24 protein-coding genes are annotated in these 26830 nt (G+C 72.8%); 13 read left to right on the forward strand and 11 right to left on the reverse strand.

Features of this window, described 5'->3' with window-relative positions:
* The first annotated feature begins 61 nt into the window (after nucleotides 1-61).
* On the forward strand, nucleotides 62-934 hold the full coding sequence (locus tag AB0L06_RS20495; protein WP_500232624.1) for an aminoglycoside phosphotransferase family protein: 873 nt from the start codon (nucleotides 62-64) through the stop codon (nucleotides 932-934).
* Here the strand turns inward: AB0L06_RS20495 and AB0L06_RS20500 are convergent.
* From AB0L06_RS20500 to AB0L06_RS20510, 3 genes are read right to left on the reverse strand one after another with little or no spacing between them, the layout of a single operon-like run.
* The gene (locus AB0L06_RS20500; RefSeq protein ID WP_500232625.1) at nucleotides 915-1430 is read right to left on the reverse strand and encodes an NUDIX hydrolase; all 516 of its coding nucleotides are present in this window, start codon (nucleotides 1428-1430) and stop codon (nucleotides 915-917) included. The genes AB0L06_RS20495 and AB0L06_RS20500 overlap by 20 nt on opposite strands.
* A complete protein-coding gene (locus tag AB0L06_RS20505; RefSeq protein ID WP_500232626.1) occupies nucleotides 1430-2089 on the reverse strand; it encodes a response regulator transcription factor in 660 nt (219 codons plus the stop codon). Before AB0L06_RS20505 ends, AB0L06_RS20500 begins: the two co-directional genes overlap by 1 nt.
* The gene (locus AB0L06_RS20510) at nucleotides 2086-3462 is read right to left on the reverse strand and encodes a sensor histidine kinase (protein WP_500232627.1); all 1377 of its coding nucleotides are present in this window, start codon (nucleotides 3460-3462) and stop codon (nucleotides 2086-2088) included. Before AB0L06_RS20510 ends, AB0L06_RS20505 begins: the two co-directional genes overlap by 4 nt.
* A 197-nt stretch (nucleotides 3463-3659) precedes the next feature.
* On the opposite strand from AB0L06_RS20510, the gene AB0L06_RS20515 reads away from it, so the two are divergent.
* Complete coding sequence (locus tag AB0L06_RS20515; RefSeq protein WP_500232628.1) at nucleotides 3660-4328, forward strand: ABC transporter ATP-binding protein; 669 nt, start codon at nucleotides 3660-3662, stop codon at nucleotides 4326-4328.
* On the forward strand, nucleotides 4325-6733 hold the full coding sequence (locus AB0L06_RS20520) for an ABC transporter permease (RefSeq protein WP_500232629.1): 2409 nt from the start codon (nucleotides 4325-4327) through the stop codon (nucleotides 6731-6733). The genes AB0L06_RS20515 and AB0L06_RS20520 overlap by 4 nt, the downstream gene beginning before the upstream one ends.
* Before the next feature lie 46 nt (nucleotides 6734-6779).
* Here the strand turns inward: AB0L06_RS20520 and AB0L06_RS20525 are convergent, their stop codons facing one another.
* Both AB0L06_RS20525 and AB0L06_RS20530 read right to left on the reverse strand, forming a co-directional pair.
* A complete protein-coding gene (locus AB0L06_RS20525) occupies nucleotides 6780-7010 on the reverse strand; it encodes a hypothetical protein (RefSeq protein WP_157430105.1) in 231 nt (76 codons plus the stop codon).
* An 80-nt stretch (nucleotides 7011-7090) separates the two neighbouring features.
* Complete coding sequence (locus tag AB0L06_RS20530) at nucleotides 7091-7669, reverse strand: TIGR03086 family metal-binding protein (RefSeq protein ID WP_500232630.1); 579 nt, start codon at nucleotides 7667-7669, stop codon at nucleotides 7091-7093.
* A 66-nt stretch (nucleotides 7670-7735) separates the two neighbouring features.
* On the opposite strand from AB0L06_RS20530, the gene AB0L06_RS20535 reads away from it, so the two are divergent.
* Nucleotides 7736-8659, forward strand: a complete 924-nt coding sequence (locus AB0L06_RS20535; protein ID WP_500232631.1) for a DUF6597 domain-containing transcriptional factor — start codon at nucleotides 7736-7738, stop codon at nucleotides 8657-8659.
* 31 nt (nucleotides 8660-8690) lie between these two features.
* Nucleotides 8691-9305, forward strand: coding sequence for a TetR/AcrR family transcriptional regulator (locus AB0L06_RS20540; RefSeq protein WP_500232632.1), 615 nt, complete (start codon nucleotides 8691-8693; stop codon nucleotides 9303-9305).
* 85 nt (nucleotides 9306-9390) lie between these two features.
* Here the strand turns inward: AB0L06_RS20540 and AB0L06_RS20545 are convergent, their stop codons facing one another.
* The 4 genes from AB0L06_RS20545 to AB0L06_RS20560 all read right to left on the reverse strand — a co-directional run bounded on the left by AB0L06_RS20545 (nucleotide 9391) and on the right by AB0L06_RS20560 (nucleotide 14060).
* A complete protein-coding gene (locus AB0L06_RS20545) occupies nucleotides 9391-10473 on the reverse strand; it encodes a family 2 encapsulin nanocompartment cargo protein polyprenyl transferase (protein ID WP_500232633.1) in 1083 nt (360 codons plus the stop codon).
* Between the two features lie 71 nt (nucleotides 10474-10544).
* Nucleotides 10545-11933, reverse strand: a complete 1389-nt coding sequence (locus tag AB0L06_RS20550; RefSeq protein ID WP_500232634.1) for a family 2B encapsulin nanocompartment shell protein — start codon at nucleotides 11931-11933, stop codon at nucleotides 10545-10547.
* Entirely contained in the window at nucleotides 11930-13324 is a 1395-nt protein-coding gene (locus AB0L06_RS20555) for a family 2B encapsulin nanocompartment shell protein (protein WP_500232635.1), read from the reverse strand. The genes AB0L06_RS20550 and AB0L06_RS20555 overlap by 4 nt, the downstream gene beginning before the upstream one ends.
* Before the next feature lie 316 nt (nucleotides 13325-13640).
* Nucleotides 13641-14060, reverse strand: coding sequence for a hypothetical protein (locus AB0L06_RS20560; RefSeq protein ID WP_500232636.1), 420 nt, complete (start codon nucleotides 14058-14060; stop codon nucleotides 13641-13643).
* Between the two features lie 155 nt (nucleotides 14061-14215).
* Here AB0L06_RS20560 and lpdA point away from each other — a divergent pair, with 155 nt between their 5' ends.
* The 5 genes from lpdA to AB0L06_RS20585 all read left to right on the forward strand — a co-directional run bounded on the left by lpdA (nucleotide 14216) and on the right by AB0L06_RS20585 (nucleotide 20424).
* Nucleotides 14216-15619: a dihydrolipoyl dehydrogenase gene (gene lpdA / locus AB0L06_RS20565; RefSeq protein ID WP_500232637.1), complete on the forward strand. Its 1404-nt coding sequence runs from the start codon at nucleotides 14216-14218 to the stop codon at nucleotides 15617-15619.
* 429 nt (nucleotides 15620-16048) lie between these two features.
* Entirely contained in the window at nucleotides 16049-16918 is an 870-nt protein-coding gene (gene ddaH / locus AB0L06_RS20570; RefSeq protein ID WP_500232638.1) for a dimethylargininase, read from the forward strand.
* Nucleotides 16919-16961: 43 nt separating this feature from the next.
* Nucleotides 16962-17762 carry a tyrosine-protein phosphatase gene (locus tag AB0L06_RS20575; RefSeq protein WP_500232639.1) on the forward strand — a complete coding sequence of 267 codons (801 nt, stop codon included), beginning with the start codon at nucleotides 16962-16964 and terminating at the stop codon, nucleotides 17760-17762.
* Nucleotides 17763-17902: 140 nt separating this feature from the next.
* The gene (locus AB0L06_RS20580) at nucleotides 17903-19414 is read left to right on the forward strand and encodes a serine/threonine-protein kinase (RefSeq protein ID WP_500232640.1); all 1512 of its coding nucleotides are present in this window, start codon (nucleotides 17903-17905) and stop codon (nucleotides 19412-19414) included.
* Between the two features lie 5 nt (nucleotides 19415-19419).
* On the forward strand, nucleotides 19420-20424 hold the full coding sequence (locus AB0L06_RS20585; RefSeq protein ID WP_500232641.1) for a hypothetical protein: 1005 nt from the start codon (nucleotides 19420-19422) through the stop codon (nucleotides 20422-20424).
* On the opposite strand, the gene AB0L06_RS20590 is transcribed toward AB0L06_RS20585, so the two are convergent.
* Complete coding sequence (locus AB0L06_RS20590) at nucleotides 20402-21853, reverse strand: WS/DGAT/MGAT family O-acyltransferase (RefSeq protein ID WP_500232642.1); 1452 nt, start codon at nucleotides 21851-21853, stop codon at nucleotides 20402-20404. The two genes, AB0L06_RS20585 and AB0L06_RS20590, sit on opposite strands and share 23 nt — an antisense overlap.
* Nucleotides 21854-22137: 284 nt before the next feature.
* Between AB0L06_RS20590 and AB0L06_RS20595 the strand changes: the two genes are divergently transcribed.
* Nucleotides 22138-22815 carry a uracil-DNA glycosylase gene (locus tag AB0L06_RS20595; protein WP_500232643.1) on the forward strand — a complete coding sequence of 226 codons (678 nt, stop codon included), beginning with the start codon at nucleotides 22138-22140 and terminating at the stop codon, nucleotides 22813-22815.
* Between the two features lie 68 nt (nucleotides 22816-22883).
* On the opposite strand, the gene AB0L06_RS20600 is transcribed toward AB0L06_RS20595, so the two are convergent.
* Nucleotides 22884-23768: a hypothetical protein gene (locus AB0L06_RS20600; protein WP_500232644.1), complete on the reverse strand. Its 885-nt coding sequence runs from the start codon at nucleotides 23766-23768 to the stop codon at nucleotides 22884-22886.
* 147 nt (nucleotides 23769-23915) lie between these two features.
* Between AB0L06_RS20600 and AB0L06_RS20605 the strand changes: the two genes are divergently transcribed.
* Nucleotides 23916-24896, forward strand: coding sequence for a lysophospholipid acyltransferase family protein (locus AB0L06_RS20605; RefSeq protein WP_500232645.1), 981 nt, complete (start codon nucleotides 23916-23918; stop codon nucleotides 24894-24896).
* A 42-nt stretch (nucleotides 24897-24938) separates the two neighbouring features.
* Entirely contained in the window at nucleotides 24939-26108 is a 1170-nt protein-coding gene (locus AB0L06_RS20610) for a DUF5925 domain-containing protein (RefSeq protein ID WP_500232646.1), read from the forward strand.
* Nucleotides 26109-26830: the final 722 nt, after the last annotated feature.

The following is a 26830-nucleotide window of genomic DNA, read 5'->3' on the forward strand; positions in this document are numbered from 1 at the left end:
TGATCGTAAATCCGGTTGCCGGGGCCGCATCGGGCGGGTACTGATGCCGGGGATGACTCCTATGCACGCCGACGAGGCGACCATCACCGAAGAACTCGTCCACAGCCTGCTGCGCGAGCAGTTTCCCGCCTGGGCGGGGCTGCCGGTCCGGCGCGTCAGATCGTCCGGGACGGTGAACGCCCTTTTCCAGCTGGGCGACACCATGTACGTCCGGCTACCGCGCGTCGAGAGCGGCGTGAAGGGCCTGCTCAAGGAGCAGGAGTGGTTGCCTCGGCTCGCGCCGCGCCTTCCCGTGCCCATTCCGGAGCTGCTCGCGTGCGGGACGCCCGGCGCCGGATTCCCCTGGCCCTGGTCGGTGCACCAATGGCTGGACGGGATGCATCCCGCTCCCGCCGCGGATACGACGCTGGCGCTCGACCTGGCCGAGTTCATCAAGGCCGTCCGCCGCGTCCCCTACCCCGACGGACCGACGTCCTATCGGGGCGGGTCCTTGGCGAACGTGGACGCCGCGACCCGCGAGGCCATCACACAGCTCGACGCCGACCTCGACACCGGGCGCGCGACGGCCCTCTGGGACGAGTCGCTCAACGCCCCCGCCTGGGACGGCCCGCCGACGTGGGCGCACTCCGACCTCCTCCCCGACAACCTGCTGGTCGGCGACGGCGGGCGGCTCAACGCCGTCCTCGACTTCGGGACGGCCGGGCTGGGCGATCCGTCCTGCGACCTGATGCCCGCCTGGGCCGTCCTCTCGGCGGACGCGCGCGCCGCCTTCCGCGAGGCGCTGGACGTGGACGACGCGTCCTGGCTGCGCGGACGCGGCTGGGCCCTCTCCATGGCGCTGCTCGGGCTTCCGTACTACCGCGAGACCAACCCGTCCTTCGCCGCCATGTGCCGCCGCACGATCGACGCGGTCTTCACAGCCACGAGTAGTTGACGTCATTGAAGGCCGGGGCCGACGCGTCCGATATGGGGGCGTTCGGGGACGGGAGCGCGGCCAGCCGGGCGGCGATCGGCGGGTAGAGCGAGAGGGCGGCGGTCTCGCGGTAGGGCAGCCAGACGATCCGTCCGACGTCGTGGCCCGTGGGGGTCTCGTCGACCTCCTCGGTGGCGAGGGTGCGGCGGACGTCCTCGGTGACGTGCAGCCGGTAGACGAGGTGGAGCTTGCGCGGGGACGGCGTCGGACCCGGCCGGGTGACCATCTGGTCGACGGTCCAGAGGAGCTGCGGCGGGGACGCGTCGTCCAGGTCGAGGGCCAGTTCCTCGGCGAGTTCGCGGCGGAGCGCGGCCAGGAGGTCCTCGGCGGTCTCGACGTTGCCGCCGAGGACGGAGTGCAGGTCGGAGCCCGCTCGGCCGCGGCGGATGAGGGCGACCTCGTCCGCGCAGAAGACCAGGGCGCCGACGCGGACCTTGATGCGGGAGAACTCGGTCATCAGTCCTGGCCCGGGGTGATGAGGCCGGTCTCGTAGGCGACGATGATCGCCTGGGCCCGGTCGCGGAGGTCGAGTTTGGACAGGATGCGCGCGACGTGGGTCTTCACGGTGGCCTCGCTGAGGTGCAGGTGGGTGGCGAGTTCGGCGTTGGTGCGGCCGCGGGCCAGGAGGCGGAGCACCTCGAGCTCGCGGGTGGTCAGCGGGGTCAGGTCGCGGTGCAGGGTGGTGGCGTCGGAGCGGGTGGCGAAGCGTTCGACCAGGCGGCGGGTGATGGACGGCGCGAGAAGGGCGTCCCCCGTCCGGACGAGCCGGACGGCGGCGGCGAGGTGCTCGGGCGAGACGTCCTTGAGGAGGAAGCCGCTGGCCCCCGCGGCGAGCGCGGCGTAGACGTAGCGGTCGAGGTCGAAGGTCGTCAGCATGATCACGCGCGGCGGCGCGTCGTCGGACAGGATGCGGCGGGTGGCGGTCAGGCCGTCCAGCGCGGGCATCTGGATGTCCATCAGGACGACGTCCGGGTGCAGCGCGCGGACGGCCTCGACGGCGCGCGCCCCGTCCTCGACCTCGGCGACCACGTCGATGCCGGCGGCGGTGAGGATCATGCCGAAGCCGGTGCGGACGAGCGCCTGGTCGTCGGCGATCACCACGCGGGGCGCGGTCACCGGGCCGCCGGGAAGGTGGCGCGGACGCGGTAGCCGCCGGTCAGCGTGGACCCGTGCTCCAGCGTGCCGCCGAAGACGGCCAGGCGTTCGCGCAGGCCGAGCAGGCCGCGTCCGTTCCCCGAGTGGGACGTGGCGCCGCCGGCGGTGTTGGTGACCTCGATGGTCAGTTCGTCCGGGCCATGGGAGATGACGATGCCGACGCGGGCTCCGGCGGCGTGCTTGACGGTGTTGGTGAGCGCCTCCTGGACGACCCGGTACGCGGCCAGGTCCATGCCTTCGGGCAGGTCGGACGGGGTGCCGCTGACGGCCAGGTCGACCTTGACCCCGGTGGCGCGGACGCGTTCGGCCAGCGCCGGGACCTGGACGAGGCCGGGACGCGGCGCGAGGTCGGCCTCCTCGGGCTCGCCGTCCATGGTCAGCAGGTTCATGACGTGCCGGAGCTCGGTCATCGCGGCGCGTCCGCCGGACTCGACGGCGCGCATCGCCGACTCGGCCCGGTCCGGTTCGTCCCTCAAGACCATGCGGGCCGCGCCCGCCTGAACCACCATCACGCTCACATTGTGGGTCACGACGTCGTGCAGTTCCTGCGCGATGCGCGATCGTTCCCGTGCGACGGCGTGCCGGGTCGCCTCCTCCTGCCTCGTCTCCAGCTCCCGGACGCGCTGCTGCCAGGTGTGGATGGCGTTCGCGGCCAGGCCGACCGGGATCAGGAGCAGGAACGCGTACAGGGCCGGGTTCATCTGCGGCATGAACGAGTGGTGGAAGAGCACGAGCAGCAGGCCGTCCAGGGCGGCGGTGACGATCGCGAGCCGCTGGTGCGGGCTGTAGACGACGGCGCTGTAGGCGGCGACGACCAGGGCCGCCAACGTGTAGGTCGCGTTCAGGTAGACGCCCCTGTGGAACGCGAACGCGGCGATGGACACGACCCACAGCACACCGAGCGGGTACCGGCGCCGGGCCGCGATGGGCAGGGCGATCAGGAGGGCCAGCGCGTAATGCCACCAGAGTGAGGCCCCGTGGAGCATGCTGTGCCCGGGGTCCAGCAGGTGCCTGTGCGGCAGGTGCACGCGCGGCCCGAAGTCCGGTGCGGGTGGCGCGGGTGGCGCGGCCGGTGCGGCCAGCACGTCCGGCGAGTCGGGCGCGTCCGGCTGATCCGGCTGATCCGGCAGGTCCGGTTGGTCGTAGTCCAACGGGTGCGAGGCATCGTAGGACGCGTCCACGACGACGCTCAGCGTGCCCACGGCCAGCAGGACGGCCAGCACCACGTCCGCCACGACGGCCCAGCGGGACGTGCGCGACGGCGGGTCGGGCGTCACGCGCCAGAGCGCGTTCCAGAGGGCGGCCCGGCGGTCCGCGAGGACGGTTCTGCTCACCGGCTCACTATGACAAGCGATCCGAAACGGGCACATCCTCCCCGGGCACCGAGCGGACCGCCGCGCGGCGTACATCGCGAGGATGACCCGGATCGGAAATCGCCCGCGCGGCCGACCCGATCCCATCAGCGCGGCCGACGCGCCGCCCGGGCCGCGCTTCCTACCGTCTGGGCAACCCCAGACGATGAGGAGACGCCGTGATCGACATCCGCGCGGTGACCAAGTCCTACGACGACGGCAGGCCCGCCCTCGCCGACCTGAACCTGAGCGTGGCGGAGGGCGAGGCGCTGGCCGTGCTCGGAGCCTCCGGCAGCGGGAAGTCGACGCTGCTCAACCTGGTCGCGGGCCTGGACCGGCCGACCGAGGGCACGGTCACGGTCGCCGGGACGCGCGTGGACGACCTGTCCGAGACCGCGCTCGCCAAGTACCGCCGGGCCCGGGTCGGGATGGTGTTCCAGTTCTTCAACCTCCTGGACGACCTGACCGTCCTCGACAACGTGCTGCTGCCCGCGCAGCTCTCGCGCATGTCGCGCCGGGCCGCCCAGGACCGCGCCGAGGAGCTGCTCGGGAAGCTGGGCGTCTTCCAGCACGCCAAGGCGTTCCCCGGCCGGCTGTCGGGCGGCGAGCGGCAGCGCGTCGCGGTCGCCCGCGCGCTGATGAACCGTCCGCCGCTGCTCCTCGCCGACGAGCCGACCGGCGCGCTGGACACCGCGTCCGCCGCCGACGTCCGCGACCTGCTGACCGCGCTGAACGCCGACGGCCAGACGATGCTGCTGGTCACGCACGACACCGCGCTCGCCGAGGCGTGCGCGACGCGGACGATCGAGCTGGCCGACGGCCGGATCACCCGGATGGCGACCCGATGAGCGCGCTCGGCCGGATCGTCCGCTCGGGCGTGGCGCGCAAACGGGTGCAGACGCTCGTCCTGACGCTGACGACGATGCTGGCGGTGACCGCGTCGGTGATGGCGGCGGGGCTGGTCGTGGCGTCCCGGGCGCCGTTCGACCACGCCTTCGCCCGGCAGCACGGCGCGCACCTGACCGCGCGGTTCGACGGGAGCCGCGCCACGCCGGACCAGCTCGCCGCGACCGCGCACGCGCCCGGGGTGACGGCCGCCGCCGGGCCGTTCCCGGTGCTGACCCTGCGCCCGTTCTTCGGCGACAACGTCGACTCGGAGGGGCCTCCGCTGACGGTCGCCGGACGTCCCGCGCCGAACGGCCCGGTCGACGACGTCGACCTCGTCGACGGCCGGTGGGCGACGGCGAAGGGCGAGATCGTCATCGACGCCGACGGCCCGCCGTTCGGGGTCGGCCACAAGGTCACGTTCCGGCAGTCGCCGGGCCGTCCGACGCTCACCATCGTCGGACGGGCCCGGTCGATCGGCCGCAGCGCCGACGCGTGGGTCGCCCCCGTGCAGCTCACCGCGCTGACCTCGCACGCCCCCGAGTACCAGATGCTCTATCGGTTCCAGCACGCGGGGACCAACGCGGAGATGACCGCCGACCGGGCCGCCGTGACCGCCGCAGCGCCGCGCGGCTCACTCACCGGCGCGGGCTCCTACCTGACGATCCGGCACGCCGCGCAGCGGGAGACCGGGACGTTCGTGCCGTTCGTCGTGGCGTACGGAGTGCTCGCGCTCGTGATGTCGGTGCTGACGATCGGCGTCGTGGTGAACGCGGCCGTCGCCGCCGCCACGCACCGGATCGGCGTCCTGAAGTCGCTCGGATTCACGCCATCGCAGGTCGTGACCGGTTACGTGGGGAAGGCGCTGATCCCGGCCGCGATCGGGACGGGCCTCGGCGTCGTGTTCGGCAACCTGCTGGCCATCCCGGCGATGCGCCAGGAGGGCAACGCCTACCAGACCGGGTCCCGGACGGTCGCACCGTGGATCGACGTCGTGGTGCCCGCCCTCGCGCTCGCGGCCGTCGCGGTCACGGCCCTGATCCCAGCGCTCCGCGCCGGACGGCTCCGGGCGGCCGAGGCGATCGCGATCGGGCGCGCGCCGCGTCCCGGCCGGGGACGGACGGTCCGCCGCCTGCTCGGCCGGCTCCCGCTGGCGCGTCCGCTGAGCCTCGGACTCGCGGCGCCGTTCGCGCGTCCGGCGCGGTCGTTGGCGATGGGCCTGGCGCTCATGCTCGGCACGGCGGCGGTGGCGTTCGGGACCGGCCTCGCCCTCTCCCTGAACGGCATCCAGAACGGCCTGGACCGGGAAGAGTCCGGCGCCGTCATCGCCCGCACGCTCCCCGGCCCCGACGACCTCAGCCAAGCTCCTCCCCCAGGTCCTGGCCAGGGTTCCGGGCCGCAGGCCCCGGACGCCGGCCCCCCGCACATGCCGAAGCCCGCCGACCCGGCCGCGATCTCAAGGACGATCGCGGCGCAGCAGGGCACCCGTCGGTACTTCTCCACGTCGCAGGCGCGGGTCGACGTCGCCGGGGTGACCGGCGGCGCCCAGCTGGTCACCTACACCGGGGACGCGTCGTGGGCCACCTATCAGATGGTCTCCGGACGCTGGTTCCACGGCACGGGTGAGGCGGTCGCGCCGTCCGGGCTGCTGAAGGCCACGGGGACCCGGGTCGGCGACACCCTCACGCTGACCAACAACGGCAGGACGGCCCGGGTCCGGATCGTCGGCGAGATCCTCATGCTGCGCAACGACGGCATCGACGTGCTGACCGACGCGTCGTCCGTCGCCGCGCTCGACCTGGGCTCCGTCGGCGGCATGACCGAATTCTCCATCGACCTGAAGCCAGGCACCGACGCGGCCGGGTACGCCAGGACCCTGAACCAGAGCCTGCGCGCGATCGGCGGATCCGCCGAGCAGCACCTCCAGCAGGGAGGCGGCGCCACGGTCATCGCCATGGACACGCTCGCCGGGATGCTGACCGTCCTGCTGGTCACCGTGGCCGGGCTCGGCGTGCTCAACACGGTGGTGCTCGACACCCGCGAACGGGTCCACGACCTCGGCGTCCTCAAGGCGCTCGGGATGGCTCCACGGCAGGTCATCGGCATGATCATCACGACGACCGGGCTGGTCGGGCTGCTGTTCGGGGCGGCCGGGATCCCGATCGGGATGGCGCTGCACTCGATCGTCGTGCCGCTGATGGGCAGCGCCGCCGGGAGCGGCGTCCCCGCCGAGGACATGAACGTCTACCACCTGCCGCTGCTGACCGTCCTGCTGTTCGGCGGCGTCCTGATCGCCGTGGCGGGCACCCTGCTCCCCGCGGGCTGGGCCGCCCGGACCCGCACGTCCACGGCCCTGCGCACCGAATGACCCGCGCTCGATGACACGAATCAGACGTCCGCGCACCGGGCGGTTGCTAGGGCCAGCGGTGCGCGGCGTCCGGCGCGGGGAGGTGGGGCGGCAGGTAGCACATGGTGGTCACGTGCTCGTCCTTGCAGGTCAGGCAGAGGTAGGTGCGGTGGCCGCGCAGCCCCCGCCCGCGCTCCAGGCACGGCGGGCAGCCGCACGGGGACCAGCCGACGATCACCCGGCCGGGCCCGAGGCGGTGCCCGCGCGGGCACAGGAAGGGCACGTGCTCGGTCGTCACATCGAGCACTCTAATCGAACATATGAGCGAAAACACCAGCGGCCCGGCAGAACGCCGGGCCGCTGGGAGGTCAGGTCAGGTCACCGCGTCCAGTGCGGGTCGCGGCCGGACATCGCCAGGGCCCGCGCGAACACCGGCGCGGACGCCTCGATCTCGACCTCGTCGGCGAACCCGTCGTACTGCCGGTAGAGCTCGGCGTTCTCCTCCACCACCGAGAGGACGAACCGGGCGGCCTCGTCCGAGATCTCGAGCGTCTGACCCGTGGACGCCGCGACGTCCCAGCCGTGCACGGCCATCTCCTTGATCACCATGCCCGCGATGTCCTTCGCCGGGACGGTCATCTCCCCGAGGTCGATGTCGCCCTCCCAGACCTCCGGGTCGGCCCAGGCGGCGACGGCCCGGTCGAGCTGGGCGGCGTAGGCGACGGCCCAGTCCGGGTCGGCGGTGAAGTCACGCGCGGTCAGCTCGTCCGACAGGGCCTCCCGCCGAGCCCGGTGCTCCAGGCCGTGCGAGGTGTAGAGGACCCAGTGGTTCACCAGCGTCCGCAGGTCGAAGTCGGCGCACGTCGTCGTGTCGTCCCAGTGGCCGGCCGGGACGCCTCGGGCGACGCGCGCGGCCTCGGCGGCGCATTCCTTCATGTGCGAGTGCAGGTCCTTCATGACGACCACGCTACGGGCCCGCGACCTCCCGGTTCTTGGAGATTCGCGCCAGCTAGTCTGGTCCCCGTGGAGAACGCGGCACCCGGCGAAAGCACGGCGCACGACGAGAACGCGACATCCGAAGCGAGCGTGCCCGGCGAATCCGAGGCGCGCGGCAGGTGCACGACACCCGATGCGAACGCGGCGCCCGAAGCGAACACGACGCAGGGCGAGGGCGTCGCGCGCGGTGTCCTGTACCCGGGGCGGCATGTGGAGGTGGTCGAGACCGGACGGCACGCCCCGTCCCCCGAGGCCGCCCGGTTCGTCGAGCTGTACTGGCACGTGCGGTGGCGGGTGGACGAGCCGCACGACAGCAAGGTCCTGTCGTACCCGAGCGTCCACCTGGTGTTCGAGGATCCGGAGCCGAAGCTCTACGGCGTGGTCCGCGACCTGTTCGTGCGGCGGCTCGAGGGCGAGGGCCAGGTGCTCGGGGTGAAGTTCCATCCCGGCTGCTTCCGGCCCTTCGCGGACGGCCCCGTGAGCGCGTTCACCGACCGCGTCGTCCCGGCCGCCGAGGTCTTCGGCCCCGGGATCGTCGACGTCGGACGGAACATCCTGAAGCATCACGAGACCGCCGACCTCGCCTCCCTGGCCGAGGAGTTCCTGCTCGGCCGGCTGCCCGAGCCCGACCCGACGGCGGCCGAGGTCGCCGGGATGGTCGAGCGGATCACCGCGCGCCCGGACCTGTTCCGCGTCGACCAGGCCGCCGAGGTCCTGCACGTCTCCACGCGCACGCTGCAGCGGCTGTTCGCCGAGTACGTCGGCGTGACCCCCAAGTGGGTCATGCGCCGCGCCCGGCTCCAGGAGGCCGCGACCCGCGCGGACGCGGGCGACCCCGTCGACTGGGCCCTGCTGGCCACCGACCTGGGCTACTTCGACCAGGCCCACCTGGTCCGCGACTTCACCGCCACGGTCGGCGTCCCGCCCGCCCGCTACGCCCGCAGCGTCTGACGAGTCCGATCGAACCAGGAGTGGGGGACGCATGGCCCGAGCTGGGCTGACGGTGGACAAGATCGTCCAGGCGGCGGCGGAGATGGCCGACGAGCACGGGATCGAGAACGTGACGGTCTCGGCGCTCGCGCGCTCGTTCGGCGTCCGGGACGCGAGCCTGTACTCGCACATCCGGAACCTGGCCGACCTGCGCCGGCGCGTCGCCCTCAAGGCGGGCGACGAGCAGGCCGAGCGCATCGCCGAGGCCGTCGCCGGACGCGCCGGACGCGACGCCCTGGTCGCCTTCGCCAACGCCTACCGCGACTACGCCCGCGAACACCCCGGCCGCTACGCCGCCATGCAGATCCCCGTCGACCCGGAGGCCGCGAAACTCGCGCTGAAGGCGGCGAACGACCAGGCGGAGGGCCAAGCGGACGGCAAGGCGAAGGGCTCGCGTGGGGTGGAGGTCACGGCCGCGATGATGCGCGCCTACGACCTGCCCGACCCCGACCTGACCGACGCCGTCCGGCTGCTGCGCAGCACCTTCCACGGGTTCATCTCCCTGGAGGCGCACGGCGCGTTCGGGCATCCGCGCGACGTCCAGGCGTCCTGGGACAAGGCCCTGGAGGCCCTGCACCAGCTGCTCTCCACCTGGCCCAGAAGCTGACCCGGCCCAGGCGCTGAAAGGCCCGGCGCCACGGCATGGCTTGCCGTGACGCCGGGCTCGTCAGGTGGCCGGCGGCGCGAGGGGCTCAGCGATCGCGCGTGGTGACCAGGCGGGCGAGGTCGCGGAGGTGGCCCGCGGCGGCGCTCTCCGGCTCGGCCGCGTCGAGTTCGGCCATGGCCTCCTCCAGCAGTTCGGACGCGCGGTTGCGCGCCCATTCGCGCCCGCCCGCGGCCTCGACGAGCTCGGCGGCGCGGGCGCGTTCGGCGTCCCCGAGCGGATGGTCCTGGTGGTAGAGGGCGGCGAGCTCGCGGCCCGCCGCCGTGCCGGACGTCAGGGCCGCGACCACCGGCAGGGACTTCTTGCGGCTGCGCAGGTCGGAGTGCGCGGCCTTGCCGGTGGTGCCCGGGTCCCCCCAGATGCCGAGAAGGTCGTCCACGAGCTGGAAGGCCAGCCCGAGCCGGTGCCCGAACGCGGTGAGCCGGGCGGCCCGCTCCGCGGTCGCGCCGCCGTAGAACGCGCCCAGCCCGCAGGACGCCCCGATCAGCGCGCCCGTCTTCCGGTCGGCCATCTGGACGCATTCGGACAGGTCCACGTCCGAGCGGCGCTCGAACGACATGTCGCTGGACTGCCCCTCGACCAGGTCCAGCACCGCCCTCGACAACACCACGACACCCTCGCCCGGAGCGGCGAGCAGCTCGAGCGCGCGGGCGAGCAGCGCGTCCCCGGCCAGGATGGCCGGACCCGCGCCGAACACGTTCCACGCGGTCGGACGGTGCCTCCGGGTGAGGTCGCCGTCCATCACGTCGTCGTGCAGCAGCGAGAAGTTGTGGACCAGCTCCACCGCGATCGCGGCGGGCAGCGCGGCCCGCGCCACGCCGCCCACCGCCTCCGCGCACAGCAGCGTGAGCGCGGGCCGCAGCGCCTTCCCCCCGTCCGCGCGGGCCGGACTGCCCTGCGCGTCCTCCCAGCCGAAGTGGTACGCCGCGATGTGGGCCATCGAGTCTGGCATGGTCCCGACGGCGTCCCGGAGACCGGGATCGATCAGGTCCCGGGCCCAGGTGAGCGTCTCCCCCGCCGGGGACCCGCCGGAGGCGCGGGCCGCCGGCCCGCGCGCCCGCCGGGCGGCGGGCAGATCGGCGGGACTCGGTGTCGCCGCGGCTGGGGGCACGGTCGCTACGGTGCGTCGGCGGGGCACGGTGGCCTCCTGGTGGGGGGTGAGGGGGACGGGGGGACGAGCGGTCACCGGTTGACTTCGACGTTCTCCAGAACACCGAGCGCGTCCGGGACCAGGACGGCGGCGGAGAAGTAGGCGGACACGAGATAGGACAGGACGGCGCGGTCGTCGATCCCGGTGAACCGGGCCGACAGGCCGGGCTGCAGCTCGTCGGCGAGGCCGGTCTGGTGCAGGCCGATGACGCCCTGGTCGTCCTCGCCGATCCGCATCGCCAGCACCGAGCTGGTGCCCTTGTCGCTGACCCGGATCTTGTCGCAGGGGAAGATCGGCACGCCGCGCCAGGCCATCACCTGCCGCCCGAACCGCTCGACCGACCCCGAGTAGACGCCCTGGCGGGTGCACTCGCGGCCGAACGCGGCGATCGTGCGGGGATGGGCCAGGTAGAACCTCGTCCCGCGGCGGCGGCTCAGCAGGTCGTCCATCGCCTCGGGCGTCGGCGGGCCCGAGCGGGTCTGGATCCGCTGCTTCAGGTCGGCGTTGTGCAGCAGGCCGAAGTCGCGGTTGTTGATCAGCTCGTCCTCCTCCCGCTCGCGCAGCGCCTCGACGGTCAGCCGCATCTGCTGCTCGACCTGGTCCATCGGGTCGCTGTACAGGTCGGCCACCCGGGTGTGGACGCGCAGCAGCGTCTGCGCGACGCTCAGCTCGTACTGCCTCGGGGCGGGCTCGTAGTCGGCGAACGTGCCCGGCAGGAGGGGCTCGCCCACGTGCCCGGACGCCAGCTCGATCTCGGCCTCGCCCTTGGCGTTGGTCGCCGGACGCGGCGTGTCGGCGAACGTCGCCAGCCGCTCGCGCAGCTCCGGATAGCGGCCGAGCAGCTCGCCGATCTGCTCGTTCGGCAGGACCAGCAGGGTCGTGGGCGTGATCGCGCGGTACGCGTGCTCCCACTCGCCGGGCGCGGGCAGCAGCGCCGTGTCGCCGAAGTAGCGGCCGTCGGCGAGCAGGTCGAGCACGACGTCCCCGCCGTACGGGCCCCGTCCGATCTTCTCGACCTTGCCGTGCGCGACGAGCAGCACCCGGTCGACCGGCCCGCCGGGCTGGACGATCACGTCGCCCGGCTCGTACTCGCGCTGGACGAACCGTCCGGCGGCATCGGTCAGGAGCGTCTGGTCGACGCCCGTGAGCTGCGGCAGTTCGGCCAGTTCGGCGGGGATCACGCTGATCGCCGCGCCGGTGTTGACGAACTCGACGATCCCGTCCCCGACGGTGTGCGCGAGGCGGCGGTTCACCCGGTAGGTGCCGCCCGCGACCTCCACCCAGGGCAGCAGCCGCAGCAGGTAGCGCGGCGTGATGCCCTGCATCATGGGCGCGGACTTGGTGGTCGTCGCCAGGTTCCGCGCCGCCCTGGTCGACAGGCTCAGCTGGTGGTTCCCGTTCCCGTTCGCGGGAGTGGTCACTGGGCCACCCCGATCTCCACGCTCTCCAGCACGGCGAGCGCGTCCGGCACCAGCACGGCGGCGGAGTAGTAGGCGCTGACCAGGTAGGACATGATGGCCTGCTCGTCGATCTGCATGAAGCGGACCGACAGGCCGGGCTGGACCTCGTCCTGGAGGCCGGTGCGGTGCAGGCCGACGACGCCCTGGGCGCCCTCACCGGTCCGCATGAGCATGACCGAGCTCGTCCGGGTCCGGCTGATCGGGATCTTGTTGCACGGGTAGATCGGCACGCCGCGCCACGCCGGGAGGTGGTGCCCCGCCACCTCGACCGGCTCCGGGTAGACGCCCTGCCGGCTGCACTCGCGGCCGAACGCGGCGATCGTGCGCGGGTGGGCGAGGAAGAACGCGGGCTCCTTCCACACCAGGGTGAGGAGCTCGTCCATGTCGTCCGGGGTGGGCGGGCCGGACCGGGTGTGGACGCGCTGCCGCAGGTCGGCGTTGTGCAGCAGGCCGAAGTCGCGGTTGTTGACCAGCTCGTTCTCCTGCCGCTCGCGCAGCGCCTCGATGGTCAGCCGCAACTGCTGCTCGACCTGGTCCATCGGCTGGCTGTACAGGTCGGCGACGCGGGTGTGCACGCGCAGGACGGTCTGCGCGACGCTCAGCTCGTACTCACGCGGCTCGGGCTCGTAGTCGACGAACGTGCCGGGCAGGACGGGCTCGCCCTCGTGCCCGGCGGCGAGCGCGATCTCGGCCTCGCCGTCGGCGCTCCTCGCCTTCTCCGGACGGTCCCGGAAGGAGGCGACGTGCTCGCGCAGGCCCTGCGCGCGGTCCATCAGCTCGCGGAACCGGGCCACCGGAAGGGACAGGACGGTCGCGGCGGTGACGGCCCGGACCGAGAAGGCCCACTCGCGGTCCTCGCCCTCCAGGGCGTCCGCGCCGAAGAAGGAGCCGTCGGCGAGGGTGCCGAGGACGGCCTCGCCGCCGTACTCGCCCTCGCCGACCTTCTCGAGCTTGCCGTGCACGACGAGCACGACGGTGTCGGCGTTCCGCCCGGCCGTGACGATCACGTCGCCCGGCTCGTACTCGCGCTGCTCGAACCGGCCGGCGAGCTCGCCGAGGACGTCCTCGTCCTCGTAGCCGCGCAGCACCGGCAGCTCGCCGAGCTCGAGGGGGATCACCTGGACGTCCGCGCCGGTCTGGATGAACTCGACCCGGCCGTCCCCAACGGTGTAGGCCAGCCGCCGGTTGACCCGGTACGCACCGCCCGCGCACTGCACCCACGGGAGCAGCTTGAGCAACCAGCGCGAGGAGATTCCCTGCATCTGGGGGACGGACTTGGTCGTCGTCGCGAGATTCCGCGCCGCGCCGGTCGCCAGACTCCGCTGCTGTTGGTCGGTCTGCTGTTCGGTCACGCTGGACACCACCGTTCCGGTACTTGTCGGCCGCCGAATGGCGCGCTCTCGCGCGCGGTCATCCTTGACCGACGCGTTGCCGGAGGATGGACCGCGTGCAGCAGTGACATTACCCAGCGTAATCACACTGACACAACGGAAGTATTACCTCACCTTGGGTAACACAAAACGCAATCCTTAGGTGACCCTTTGGCGCACCGACGCCGGATCGGCCCCTCGGACGCGCCGTCCCGGGCCCCGGGCCGGGTCGATCAACGACGAAGACCCGGCGATCACGTTCAGTGATCGCCGGGTCGCGGTGGGACGGGGAAGGGTCTTACAACCCGTCAGGAAGTTCGGGGAGCTGGACGGTCCGCTGCGAATCCTTGCGGCCGTTCGACGAACCGCCGGTTTCGTCCTCGTCGTCCGGAATCATCAGGAGCGCCTGGGTGGTCTGCGACTGACGGGTGATCACGCCGCTGGACAGCACCGTGTTGCGGTGCCGCAGCGCGCCGTTCTCCCGCAGAAGATCGTCGTTCTCCTTGCGCGCCCGGGCGAGTCGCCTGGACATGCGCGCGTAGAGGGCGAAACCGCCGAACGCGACGCCGAGGACGAAGCCCGCCAGCGGCAGGCCCACCACGCTCGGGAGCGCGAGGGGCGCCGCGGCCGCCACCACGAGCGCCACCAGCGCCGCGAGCGCGCCGAAGTGCTGCTCCGCCCAGTCGAGGGCCGCGTTGACAGGCTTGGGGATCCGCACCTTGGACTACTCCTCCGGAGGTGTGACGAGGACGGGCGTCCATTGAACGTTACCGTCCCGCAACCAGGCCCGACCCTGACACAGTGTGACGAACACCTCTCCGGGGATGGCGCATAAGATGCGAGCACTCCTCCACGCGCAATATCGTCGGAGGAATGAGCGAACACTTTGACGTCGTGGTCCTGGGCGCGGGCCCGGGTGGCTATGTCGCCGCGATCCGCGCGGCCCAGCTCGGCCTGAAGACGGCCATCATCGAGGAGCGGTACTGGGGCGGTGTATGCCTCAACGTCGGCTGCATCCCCTCGAAGGCGCTGCTCCGCAACGCCGAACTGGCCCACATCTTCACCACCGAGCAGGACAAGTACGGGATCAAGGTCGACGGCCCGGTGTCGTTCGACTACGGCGTGGCCTACCAGCGCAGCCGTCAGGTCTCGGAGAAGCTCGTCAAGGGCGTCCAGTTCCTGATGAAGAAGAACAAGATCACGACCTTCGACGGCCGTGGCACGTTCACCGACCAGAACACCCTTCAGGTCGCCAAGAAGGACGGCTCGTCCGAGACCGTCACCTTCGACAACTGCATCATCGCGGCGGGCGCGCACACCCGCCTGCTGCCGGGCACCCAGCTGTCCGAGCGCGTGGTGACCTTCGAGGAGCAGATCCTCTCCTCCGAGCTGCCCGAGAGCATCGTGATCGCGGGCGCGGGCGCCATCGGCGTCGAGTTCGCCTACGTGCTGCACAACTACGGCGTGAAGGTCACGATCGTCGAGTTCCTCGACCGGATGGTCCCGAACGAGGACGCCGACGTCTCCAAGGAGCTCAGCCGCCGTTACAAGAAGCTGGGCATCGAGGTCCTCACCTCCACCCGGGTCGACGCGATCGACGACTCCGGCGCGAAGGTCAAGGTCACGATCACCGGCAAGGACGGCGCCCAGAAGGTCCTGGAGACCGACAAGGTCCTCCAGGCCATCGGCTTCGCCCCGAACGTCGAGGGCTACGGCCTGGACAAGGCCGGCGTCAAGCTCACCGACCGCGGCGCGATCGACGTGGACGGCCGCTGCCGCACGTCCGCCGGGCACATCTACGCGATCGGCGACGTCACCGCCAAGCTGATGCTCGCGCACGCCGCCGAGGCCATGGGCATCGTCGCCGCCGAGACCATCGCCGACGCCGAGACCATGGAGATCGACTTCGTCATGGTCCCGCGCGCCACCTACTGCCAGCCGCAGGTCGCGTCCTTCGGCTACACCGAGCAGCAGGCCAAGGACCTCGGCTACGACGTGAAGGTCGCCAAGTTCCCCTACAGCGCCAACGGCAAGGCGCTGGGCATGGGCGAGGACGTCGGCTTCGTCAAGCTGGTCTCGGACGCCAAGTACGGCGAGCTGCTCGGCGGCCACCTGATCGGCCCCGAGGTCACCGAGCTCCTGCCCGAGCTCACCCTGGCCCAGCAGTGGGACCTCACCGTCCACGAGGTCGCCCGCAACATCCACGCCCACCCCACCCTGGGCGAGGCCGTCAAGGAGGCCGTCCACGGCCTCGCCGGCCACATGATCAACCTCTAGCGACCAGCCACCCCACGGCGCTCACACCTGGCCGTCCCCGCCCCGCGGGGACGGCCACGTGCGTCTCCAGCCCCCTCCAGGCCCCAACACAGCCCCCAGCCACCCGCCGGGGGCGTTCCCGCGTGGGCCACGGCCCCGCGCGCGGCGCGGAGGGCCAGCGCCGCCCGAGGCCGTCCTCCGGGCGGCGCCCAGATACCCCGCGGGGGGCGTTCCAGCGCGTGGACGGCGGGGGCGCGCGCACGGCGCGGAGGGCGCTCTGCGCCCGGAGTGCCGGGCTTGGCGGGGTGGGCGCAACGAATCGCCGGGCGGGGGGCAGTAGACGCAACGAAACTCCTGGTCAGCGCAATTTCGTGGGCTTGGGCGAAAGGCCCGGCGTTCCTAGGCTTTCGATCATCTGATGGCCCGTGGACTTGAGCAGGAGCGCGCGTCATGACCGTCACCCCGGCGATGGAGCCGACCCAGCAGCCGACCGCCGCACCGGCGTTCCCCGAGCGGACGGCGCTCCGGCGGCACTATCTGATGTGCCGTCCGGAGCACTTCGCGGTCACCTATGCGATCAACCCGTGGATGGACCCGTCCGCGGGGGCGAGCGCGGAGCTGGCCGTGGCGCAGTGGGAGCTGCTGCGCTCGGCCTACCTGGCGCTCGGGCACGAGGTGAGCCTGATCGACCCGCTGCCCGGAATGCCGGACATGGTGTTCGCGGCCAACGGCGCCCTCGTCGTGGGCGGACGCGCCTACGGGGCGAAGTTCACCTTCGAGGAGCGGGCCGCCGAGGGCCCGGCGTACAGCGACTGGCTGCGCGGGAACGGGTTCGCGGAAGTGCGCGACCCCGAGCACACCAACGAGGGCGAGGGCGACTTCCTCACGCTGGACCGGCTGATCCTCGCCGGGACGGGCTTCCGGACGGACCTGGCGGCGCACCAGGAGGCGCAGGAGTTCCTGGGCCGTCCGGTGGTCACGCTGCGGCTGGTGGACCCGCGGTTCTACCACCTGGACACGGCGCTGTTCCCGCTGACCGGGGACAACGTCGCGTACTACCCGGGGGCGTTCTCGCCGGGCAGCCGCGCGGTGCTGGAGCGGCTGTTCCCGGACGCGGTGATCGCGACCGAGGAGGACGCGGCGGTGCTCGGCCTGAACGCGGTGAGCGACGGCCGGAACGTGGTGGTGAACGCCGAGGCGACCGGGCTGATCAAGACGCTCGGCGAGCACGGCTTCGAGCCGATCCCGGTGGACCTGACGGAGCTGCGGAAGGCGGGCGGCGGCCCGAAGTGCTGCACGCTCGAGCTGCGGACCGGCTGACCCCGGTTCGTCCCCTTTGTCGGATGTCCGGGACGATGGGGCCATGCTGCTCGAGGACTCCCACGGCCACCTCCCGTTCGACGGCGCCGACAACGTGCGTGACCTGGGTGGACATCCGCTGCCCGGGGGCGGCGCGACGGCGTCCGGCCGGGTCCTGCGCGCGGACGCGCTGACCCGGCTGAGCGACGCCGACGTGCGCCGGCTGGCGGCGTACGGGGTCCGGACGGTCATCGACTTCCGGACCCCGATGGAGGTGGACACCAACGGGCGCGACCGGCTCCCGGACGGCGTCCGGACCGTCCACCTGCCGGTCGGCGGCGGCAACCTGAGCGGGTTCTACGACGTGATCGGCAGCGGCGACGCGGACCGGCAGCGGGAGGCGTTCGGGGACGGCCGCCTCGAGGGCCTCATGATCGACATCAACCGGACGTTCGTCCGGGACGAGGCGGAGCGCGGCCGGTTCGCCGACGCGGTCCGCCTCGTCGCGAGCGCGGAGTCGGGCCCGCTGCTGTTCCACTGCACGGCGGGCAAGGACCGCACCGGCTGGCTGGCCGCCGTCCTGCTGGCCGCGGTCGGCGTGGACCGCGCGACGATCATGGACGACTTCCTGCGGTCGAACCACTACCTGCGGCACACCACCCAGAAGATCATCGAGGCGATGGCCGAGCTGGGCCAGATGGCCGAGCCGGAGCTGCTGCGCCCGCTGCTGGAGCAGCAGCCCGCCTACCTGGAGGCCGCCTTCAACGAGGCGGACGCCCTGTTCGGCTCGTTCGAGGACTTCCTCCGCGACGGCCTGGCCCTGGACGCCACGACCCTCGACGCCCTCCGCGAGAACCTCACCTGACGGCCGTCCGGCGCACGCCACGAGAACCTCGCCGAGGGACGTTCCGGGAATCCGCGAGAATCTCACCTGAGGGCTGTTGACGGTTCGTCCGTCCCGGTCGATATTCGGCGCACAACCTGCCTTTCGGAGGAGGCGGTGCGTTGGACGGTGAGCGGGATCACGGGGGCGCCGGGCGGACGGTCGCGGGCCGCTACCGGCTGCGGGAGCGGATCGGCAGCGGCGGCATGGGCACGGTGTGGCGGGCGGACGACGCCGTCCTGCACCGTGAGGTGGCGGTCAAGGAGCTGACCGTCCTCGCGGGCCGCGCCGGGGACGGCGACGAGGAGCGGCGGGAGCGGTGCGTCCGGGAGGCGCGGGCGGTCGCGCGGATCGACCATCCGGGCGTGGTCCGGGTCCACGACGTCGTGGACGACGAGGGCCGCCTGTGGATCGTCATGGAGCTGGTGCGGGCGCCGTCGCTCGCGGACGTCCTGACGGCGCGCGGCCCGCTGCCGCCGGACCAGGTGGCGGCGCTCGGCGCGCAGCTGGCGCACGCGCTCGCCGCCGTGCACGCGGCCGGGGTCCTGCACCGGGACGTCAAGCCCGCGAACGTGCTGCTGCGCGGGGACGGCCGGGCGGTGCTGACCGACTTCGGGATCGCGGTGATCAGCGGGGACGAGCCGCTGACCCGGTCCGGGCAGCTGGTCGGGTCGCCGGAGTACATGGCCCCGGAGCGGCTGACCGGCGGCGGCGCGGGCCCGGCGGCGGACGTGTGGGGGCTCGGCGCGACGCTGGGCGCGCTGCTGGCGGGCCGGTCCCCGTTCCGGCGCGGCGACCTGCCCGCGACACTGCACGCGATCACGTCGGGGCAGCCGGACCTGCCGTCCGGGACGGGCCCCGTCGGCGAGGTGGTCCGGGCGATGCTGCGCCGGGATCCGGCGCGCCGTCCGTCCGCCGCGGAGGCCGCGCGGCTGCTGGAGACGGGCACCGGCCCGCCGCGCCGCCGCCGGGCGGCCGTCCTCGCGCCGGTGATCGCGACCGTGGCGGCGGTGATCGCGGGGACGGCCGCGGCCGTCCTGTTCACGCACCCCTTCGACCGGCACCATGCCGCCGCCCAGCCGCGCGCGGCGCTGAGCAGCACGATCACCGTCGCGCCGCCGAGCAGCACGCCGCCCTCGTCGCCGTCGTCGTCGTCCGCGCCGCCGACGCCCGACACGCCCGAGCCGTCCGGCCCGTCCCCGACGCATTCGGCGGCGCCTCCGCCGAGCCCCAGCCCGTCGCCCACGCCCCGGACGACGACCGTGTCGGTGCAGGTGGACGCCACGAGCGGCTGGCAGAGCACCGGCGTGAACGTGAAGGCGGGACAGCGGATCGGGATCGACTTCGTGAGCGGCGGCTGGACCGTCGACCACCGCTACTTCCCCGAGGTCGGGCCGCAGGGCTACGACTCCACGACCGACGCGCGGATCTACCAGGGCTGCAAGCTCGACCCGAGCCTGCACTACGGAGTGCTGCTCGGACGCGTCGGCGGCGGGGGCATGTTCGTGGTCGGGACGCGCACCTCGATCAGCGCGCCGGACTCGGGCGAGTTCCAGCTCCGCATCCATGACCAGGACCACTGCCTGGTCGACAACGCCGGAAGCCTGCTGATGCGGCTCACGTATATACCGTGAGGGGCATGTGGGAGCAGACGCGGAAACGCCTGAACGATGACCGGTACGGGTTCGGGCTCGCGGCCGCGGCGCTCTACCCGGACGTGCCGCGCGTCGCCGACACGACCCTTCTGGCGCGTCCTGGATGGATTCCGGACGCGCCGGTGCCCCTGGCGGACGTCCAGACGCGTTGGGTGCCCCTTCCCGACCCTCCCGCCGTTACCGCGCCCAGGGAGGGCCTGCCGGAGGGCTTCAACAGTTACGCGGACGCGATGGCCGCCCTCGCGCGCCCGCGCGTGTTCGAGGACAGGTCGTCCTACCGCCTCCTCGCCGTGGACGACCTGACACTCACTTTCGGACCCGCCCGCTACTTCGACGCGGTCAACGTGGGTGAAGCCGTCGCACACGAGCTCGCCGCCGACGTCCCGGGGCTTCCGGTGCGAACGGCCGTCGGCGACCCGACCGACCTGGCGCGGCGTCCGGCGCTGGTCGCGATCACGACGCTGACCGTCACGACGTCCGGACGGTACGTCCTGCACTGGCGCGATCCGGCGAGGGTCGCGCACGCGGGCGGGCTGCACCACGTCATGCCGGTCGGCGTGTTCCAGCCGCTGACCGGACGGGCCGCCGAGCTGGACCCGTGGTTCACGATGGTCCGCGAGTACTCGGAGGAGCTGCTCGGCGCGTCCGAGGAGTACGAGGACGGCTTCGACCAGGAGGCGTGGCCGTTCCATCGGCGGATGACCGGCGCGCTCCACGACGGCTCCCTGCGTGCGTCCTACCTCGGGCTGGGCCTCGACCCGCTGACGCTCGCCATCGACCTGCTGACCGTGGTCGTCTTCGAGGACGAGGCGTTCGACGCCCTGTTCGGCGCCGGACGGCTCGTCAAGGAGAACGAGGAGGGAAGCGTCCGGCTCGCGGATTTCGACGGGACGGTGCCCGAGCCGATGCAGCCCGCCGGCGCCGCCGCGCTGAGGCTCGCGTGGCGGCACCGGAAGGCCCTGGGCGTCAGCCCTCGGCGAGCGCCCTGAGCTCGGCCATCGCGTCGTCGAGGTGGTCGACCAGTTCGTCCGGGTTCGGGACGAGGTCGCGGCAGGACACCAGGCCCACGTGGACCGTCCCGTCGTAGGAGAACACCGTGATGTTGAGGCCGCCGCTGAGCCCGCTGACCACCGACAGCGGGTAGTACGCGAGCACCCGCGCGCCGCACAGGTACAGCGGGAACTGCGGGCCCGGGACGTTCGACACGATCAGGTTCAGCGGCCGGACCGGCAGCCCCGGCAGGACGCTCAGCGCCAGCCGCGCGACCGGCCCGGCGAGCGGCGCGGGCAGCATCCCGGTCAGATCCCGCACCCACGCCCCGGACGACCCGACGAACCTCCGCTTGGCGCACTCCATGTCGGCCCGGACGGCCGCGTACCGGTCGGCCGGGTCGGGGATGTGGACGGCCAGCGGCGCGGACATCAGCGACACCTGGTTCTGGCCGTCGTCCGCGTTCCCGGCGTCGTCGCGGCGCAGCGACACCGGGACGCCGGCGACGAGCGGGCCGTCCGGGAGCGCGCCGCGCTTGTCCAGCCAGGTCCGCAGAGCGGACGCGCAGACCGCCATCACCACGTCGTTCACGCTGCCGCCGAGCGCGACCCGGATCCGCTTGATCTCCGCCAGCGGCAGGTCGCCGAACGCGACCGCGCGGTGTGGCCCGACCGGCCCGTTGAACGGGGTCGGCGGCGCGCTGACCCGCGGCGCCTCGGGCAGCTGGTCGCGGCCGAGCGCGCCCTGCACGGCGTGCGTGACCCGCGCGACGCCGGGCAGCGCCGCCACACCCGGGACCTCGTCCAGGTGCGGGGCCGTCCGCGCCGCCGACAGCGCGGCGCGGAACGGGTGCACCGCCGTCCTCAGCAGGCCCGTGCCGACCCGCGAGAACGGGCTCGGGGCGCGCAGCGGCGCGGCGTCGTCGGCGGGCAGCTCGCGCGGCTCGGGCGAGATGTCCAGCAGCGCGGCGAGCGTCTCGGCGGCCAGCACGCCGTCGACCGCCGCGTGGTGCGCCTTGACGTACACCGCCGCCCGGCCGCCCGAGAGGCCCTGGATGAGCACCAGTTCCCACAGCGGACGGCCCCGGTCGAGCGGGCGCGCGTGCAGCGCGGCGATCGCCTCGGCGAGTTGCTCGTCCGTGCCGGGGGCGGGCAGCGTCACCTCCGACACGTGCCGGGCCGGGTCGAAGTCCGGGTCGTCCTCCCAGTAGGGGTTGTCGAGCCCGAAGGGGACCCCGGCCAGCCGCTGCCGCAGCGGTCTGGCCGCCAGGTGCGCGCGGCCGCGGATCAGTTCCGCGGCCGCGGCCACCGTGACCTTGCCGCCGGGCAGCGCGGACGGGTCGAGGATCCCGAGACCCGCGATGTGCGCGTGCGTGCCGCCGCTCTCGGCGTGGAGGAAGGTGGCGTCCAGGGTGGTCAGCTGAGTCATCTGCTGGTGTCCCGCTCTCGTCGCTGGATCGTGCGCCGGGCCCTGCTGGGGGTGGGCGGTCCGGCCGGCGCCGCCGTCGGGGCGCGCCGTCCGGGGCGGTGCCCCGCCTCAAGGAGTTATGCGGTACGGCACGGTAGGTCAATCCGGGAAGTCAGGAAGTAACGCCGACTTAACGGGACGTTTCACCCGCTTAACTTGGGCGCCTTCGGTCGGACGGGTGGAAATCAACTCGTTTCGAGCGTCCGCATCTGGTCAGATGCCCGCCCTGGCTAAGGTGGTGCGCCATGACCGCACGACCACTCGCGGATTCCGTCGAGGCCGGGTGGGCGAACGCCCTCGAGCCCGTCGCCCCCCGGATCGCCGCCATGGGAGAGTTCCTGCGTGCCGAGGTCGCGGCGGGACGCCGCTACCTGCCCGCCGGGAACAACATCCTGCGCGCCTTCCAGCAGCCCTTCGACGAGGTCCGGGTGCTGATCGTCGGGCAGGACCCGTACCCGACGCCGGGCCACCCGGTCGGCCTGTCCTTCTCGGTCGCCCCGGACGTCCGCCCGATCCCCGGCTCACTGATCAACATCTACCGCGAGCTCGGAAACGACCTCGGCCTGCCGCAGCCGTCCAACGGCGACCTCACGCCCTGGACGCAGCAGGGCGTCCTGCTCCTCAACAGGGCCCTCACCGTGATGCCCGGCAAGCCCAACTCGCACAGCGGCAAGGGCTGGGAGGAGGTCACCGAACAGGCCATCCGCGCCCTCGCCGCCCGGGACCGTCCGCTCGTCGCGATCCTGTGGGGCCGCAACGCCCGCAACCTGCGCCCGCTGCTCGGAAACGTCCCGTGCGTCGAGTCGGCCCACCCGTCCCCGATGTCGGCCAACGGCGGTTTCTTCGGCTCCCGCCCCTTCAGCCGGGCCAACCAGCTCCTCGCCGAGCAGGGCGCGTCCCCGATCGACTGGAAACTCCCCTAACCCCTGCGCTGCCCAGCCTCACGAGCCGTGCTTCCGGCGCCCGGACGGGCGCCAGGGGCACGGCTCGACTAGTCCTCGGTCTCGGGGAGGGCCTGGAGGAGTTCGGTGAACTCGGTGTTGACCGGGCCGCCCGGGGTCTGGATGACGGGCGTCAGGCGGCGCTCGCCGTGGGACCAGTAGACGCCCGGGGCGCAGGGGTCGTCGGCGGCGGCGTGCATCTCGGCGACCACCTCGGCGAAGACCGGCAGGACCTCTTCGACGGCCCGCGTCGCGATCGGGTAGATCAGCAGGGTGCTGTGGCTGGGGACGCCGACCAGCGCGCCGTGCTCGTTCGGGGACGGCAGGAACTGGTGGACCTCGGAGAGCAGGGCCGAGACGTACCGGCTGCCGGGCTTGGTGACCACGCGGACGTCGCGTCCGGGCAGCAGGGGCTGGTCGTGGATCTCGATGTCGGCCAGCTCGCGGTCGTGGGTGTTGGTCATCACGTAGCCGAGGCGGCGCAGGCCGAGCAGCCCGGCGCGGTCGCGGGTGAGCGGGCCGCCGTAGCGCGGGTGGTCGATCACCACGACGGCGTCGAAGTGGTCGCCCGCCGGGACGACGACCAGGCCCTCGCGGTCGCGGGGCGCGAGCTTGGGGACGATGCGCAGCCGCAGCAGCTCCCGGACGTCCCCGAACAGCTCCATCTCGCCGACGGCGCGGAAGGCGCGGTCGCCGACCTCGCGGACCCACTCGTCCACCAGGCTGGGCCAGCGGGTGCGGGGCTGGTCGACGCAGCGCTCCAGGACGGTCGCCGTGGAGGCGCGCGCCTGGGAGTGGCCGATCGTCAGGACCATCTCGGAGGTCGCGGCGTCCAGCCAGGCGCTCGGCGCGAGCACCGGGAGCAGGTCGCGGATCAGGGCGTGCACGTCGGAGGCCGCGTCGCGCGGAGCACCCGGACGGCCACCGCCGGTCATCTCTGGATCCATCCCGCAACCCCCCTTCACCGGAGCCCACCGCTGTCCCACACAGCTTCTCAGAGTCGGCCCCTCCCGCGCGATCCATCCGGCACGACCGTACGTGATCTTGATGGGCGGGGGTGGGGGGCAAGGTAGGTTGCAGGCATGTCGGAATACGTGTACCCGCCGGTGATCAAGGCGGCGCTCGGCCTGTTCAGGGCCCTGAACCTGAAGATCCGCCTTGAGGGGACCGAGAACATCCCACCCGCCGGGGGCGCGGTTCTGGTCAGCAACCACATCAGCTACCTCGACTTCATCTTCGCCGGGCTCGCCGTCCACCCCGCCGGACGACTTACCCGTTTTATGGCGAAAAAGGAGATTTTCGACCACAAGATCGGTGGGCCGCTGATGCGCGGCATGCACCACATCCCGGTCGACCGGGACGCGGGCGCCGCGTCCTTCAAGGCGGCGCTCACCGCGCTGAAGGGCGGCGAGATCGTCGGCGTGTTCGCCGAGGCCACGATCAGCCGCTCGTTCACCGTCAAGGACATCAAGAGCGGCGCCGTCCGGATGGCGGTCGCGGGCAAGGTCCCGCTGATCCCGGTCGCGATCTGGGGCCCGCAGCGGATGTGGACCAAGGGCCGCAAGAAGCGGCTGTTCCAGCGGAACGTCCCGGTCACCATCCTCATCGGCGAGCCGATGTACCCCAAGCGCGGCGACGACTACGACCAGGTCACCAAGGACCTGCGCGCCCGGATCTCCGAGCTGCTGGAGAAGGCGCAGCGCGAGTACCCCGACATCCCCTCCGGCGACGAGACCTGGTGGCAGCCCGCCTACCTGGGCGGATCCGCCCCCACCCCCGAAGAGGCCGAGGCCCTGGACGCCCAGGAGGCCGAGGAGCGCCGCGCCCGCCGCGAGGCCCGCGCCGCCGCCGAGCGCGAGAAGCAGGCCGCCGAGCAGGCCGCCGAGCAGAAGCAGGCCGAGCAGGCCGCTCCCGCTGAAGCGTCCGCGCCGAAGGAGACCCCCGCCGTCCCGAAGCCGGCGGACGCTCCCAAGGACGAGCCCGCTCCGAAGGACGCCCCCAAGGAGGCCGCGAAGGACGAGGCCGCCTCCGACTCCAAGCCCGACGAAGCGGAAGAGAAGTAAATCACTGGACGCGAACGGCCCCCGCTACCGATCATCGAGGGCATGACGGCATCACGAGAGGGACGCGGGGAGTTCCTGCACCTGGTCGTTCCGGAGGCCGCCACGGCCTCCGGTGACGACCTCACGCTGCCCGTGGTGCTGAACCTCAACGACGGCAACTCGCCCGCGGACGTGATGGACGTGCTGTCGCTGCGTCCGTTCGCGTCCGGGGAGCAGCCCTGGTCGCGGTCGACGCGGCTGGACGACGTCCGCAAGGACGCGCCGCTGCTGCCCGAGGGCGCGCGGCTGCTGCGGGTGGCACAGGAGAAGGACAAGAAGTCCGTCCTCGCCGTGGGCGAGGGCTGGACGCTGCTGGTGAACCGGTGGTCGCACGGCACCGCGTACATCGCCGTGTCGGCGGTGGACGAGGAGCTCGCCACGTCCGTCCTGGACGAGACGGTGAAGGACGCGACCGAGCCGCCCAAACCGGCCGAGACCCACGTGGAGATGGGGTTCTGGCACCTCGGGAGGCACGGTCCGCAGCGCACCGAGCGGCCGATCACGGCCGATCCGTGGGCCGACGTCCGGCGCAACTACACCGAGAACGTCGCGACCGCGCTCGACCGGGTCATGGCGCTCACACCGGGCGAGGTGAACGGGCGGATCCTGCTGCTGCACGGCCCGCCCGGCACCGGCAAGACGACGGCGCTGCGGGCGCTGGCGCGCGCGTGGAAGGACTGGTGCCGGTCGGACTGCGTGCTCGACCCGGAGGTGCTGTTCAGCTCGCCCAGCTACCTGTTCCAGGCGACGATGGGCGAGGACGACGACGAGGAGCGCGACTGGCGGCTGCTCATCCTCGAGGACTGCGACGAGCTGATCCGCGGTGAGGCCAAGCAGTCGGCCGGGCAGGGCCTGTCCCGGCTGCTGAACCTGACCGACGGGATGCTCGGGCAGGGCCGGGACGTGCTGGTCGCGATCACCACGAACGAGGATCTGGCGCAGCTGCACCCGGCGGTCGTCCGCCCGGGGCGCTGCCTGGCCCAGATCGAGGTCGGACGGCTCGGCCGCGCCGAGTCGGTCGCCTGGCTCGGTGACGAGGTGGACGACGCGGTCCGCAGGTCCATCGGCCCGGACGGCGCGACACTGGCGGAGCTGGCGGCTCTCCGCAAGGGAGAGCCGCGCCCCGCCGACGGCCCGGATGCCCCTGGCTCCGCGACCGGCTTCTACCTCTGACGACCCGGCGGGGGAACCGGACCGTGGACCGCCCCTCGCGGGGCCGTCCCGTGGGAGCGCCCCGCGGGGCGTTCTCCGGAAGGCCTCCGCGCGAGCGTCCCGCGGGCGTCCGCATGCGGACGTCCCGGGACGCCTCGACGAGGCGTTTCCCAAGGTGAAGGCTTCGGCAGGACCGTCTTCGGAACGTGGGGTCGTTCCGTAGGACCGCCGCGCCGCGCGGCTCCGGGACTCCCCACCCTTCGCCGCGCCCCCCGATCGAGCACCCCGGCACGGCAGGAACGGACGCGCGTCCGTTCCTGCCGCCATCGGGTGCCCCACGCCCCGGCCGACCCCCCGGCCGGATGCGCAGGTCTATGCCCCCGCGCACCTGCCGGTGCGCGGGGGAAGTCTGTTCCAGTGGTCCACAGGACGGCTGGTTCACAGGACGGCGCACCCGGTCCCCCGAGACCGGGTGCGTCCGCCTGTCGCCACGGCCCGGATCCCCCGATCCGGGCGCGGCCTCCCCGTTTCCGTCCCGGTCCCCCGACCGGAGCGGTCGTCCCCGGTCCCCCGACCAGGGCGCGTTGTGCGGGGCGTCCCGACCCCCGCCGGGACGCCTCCCCCGCGAACACTCCGGCCCCCGAGCCGGCGCGCTCTTTCCGCCTGACGCCCCGCTTCCCCCGAAGTGGTGCGTCGTTCTGTTGGACGCACCGATCCCCCGATCGGTTCGTCCGGATTTCGCC

The organism is Spirillospora sp. NPDC052269, from assembly GCF_040679435.1.
Lineage (GTDB): Bacteria > Actinomycetota > Actinomycetes > Streptosporangiales > Streptosporangiaceae > Spirillospora.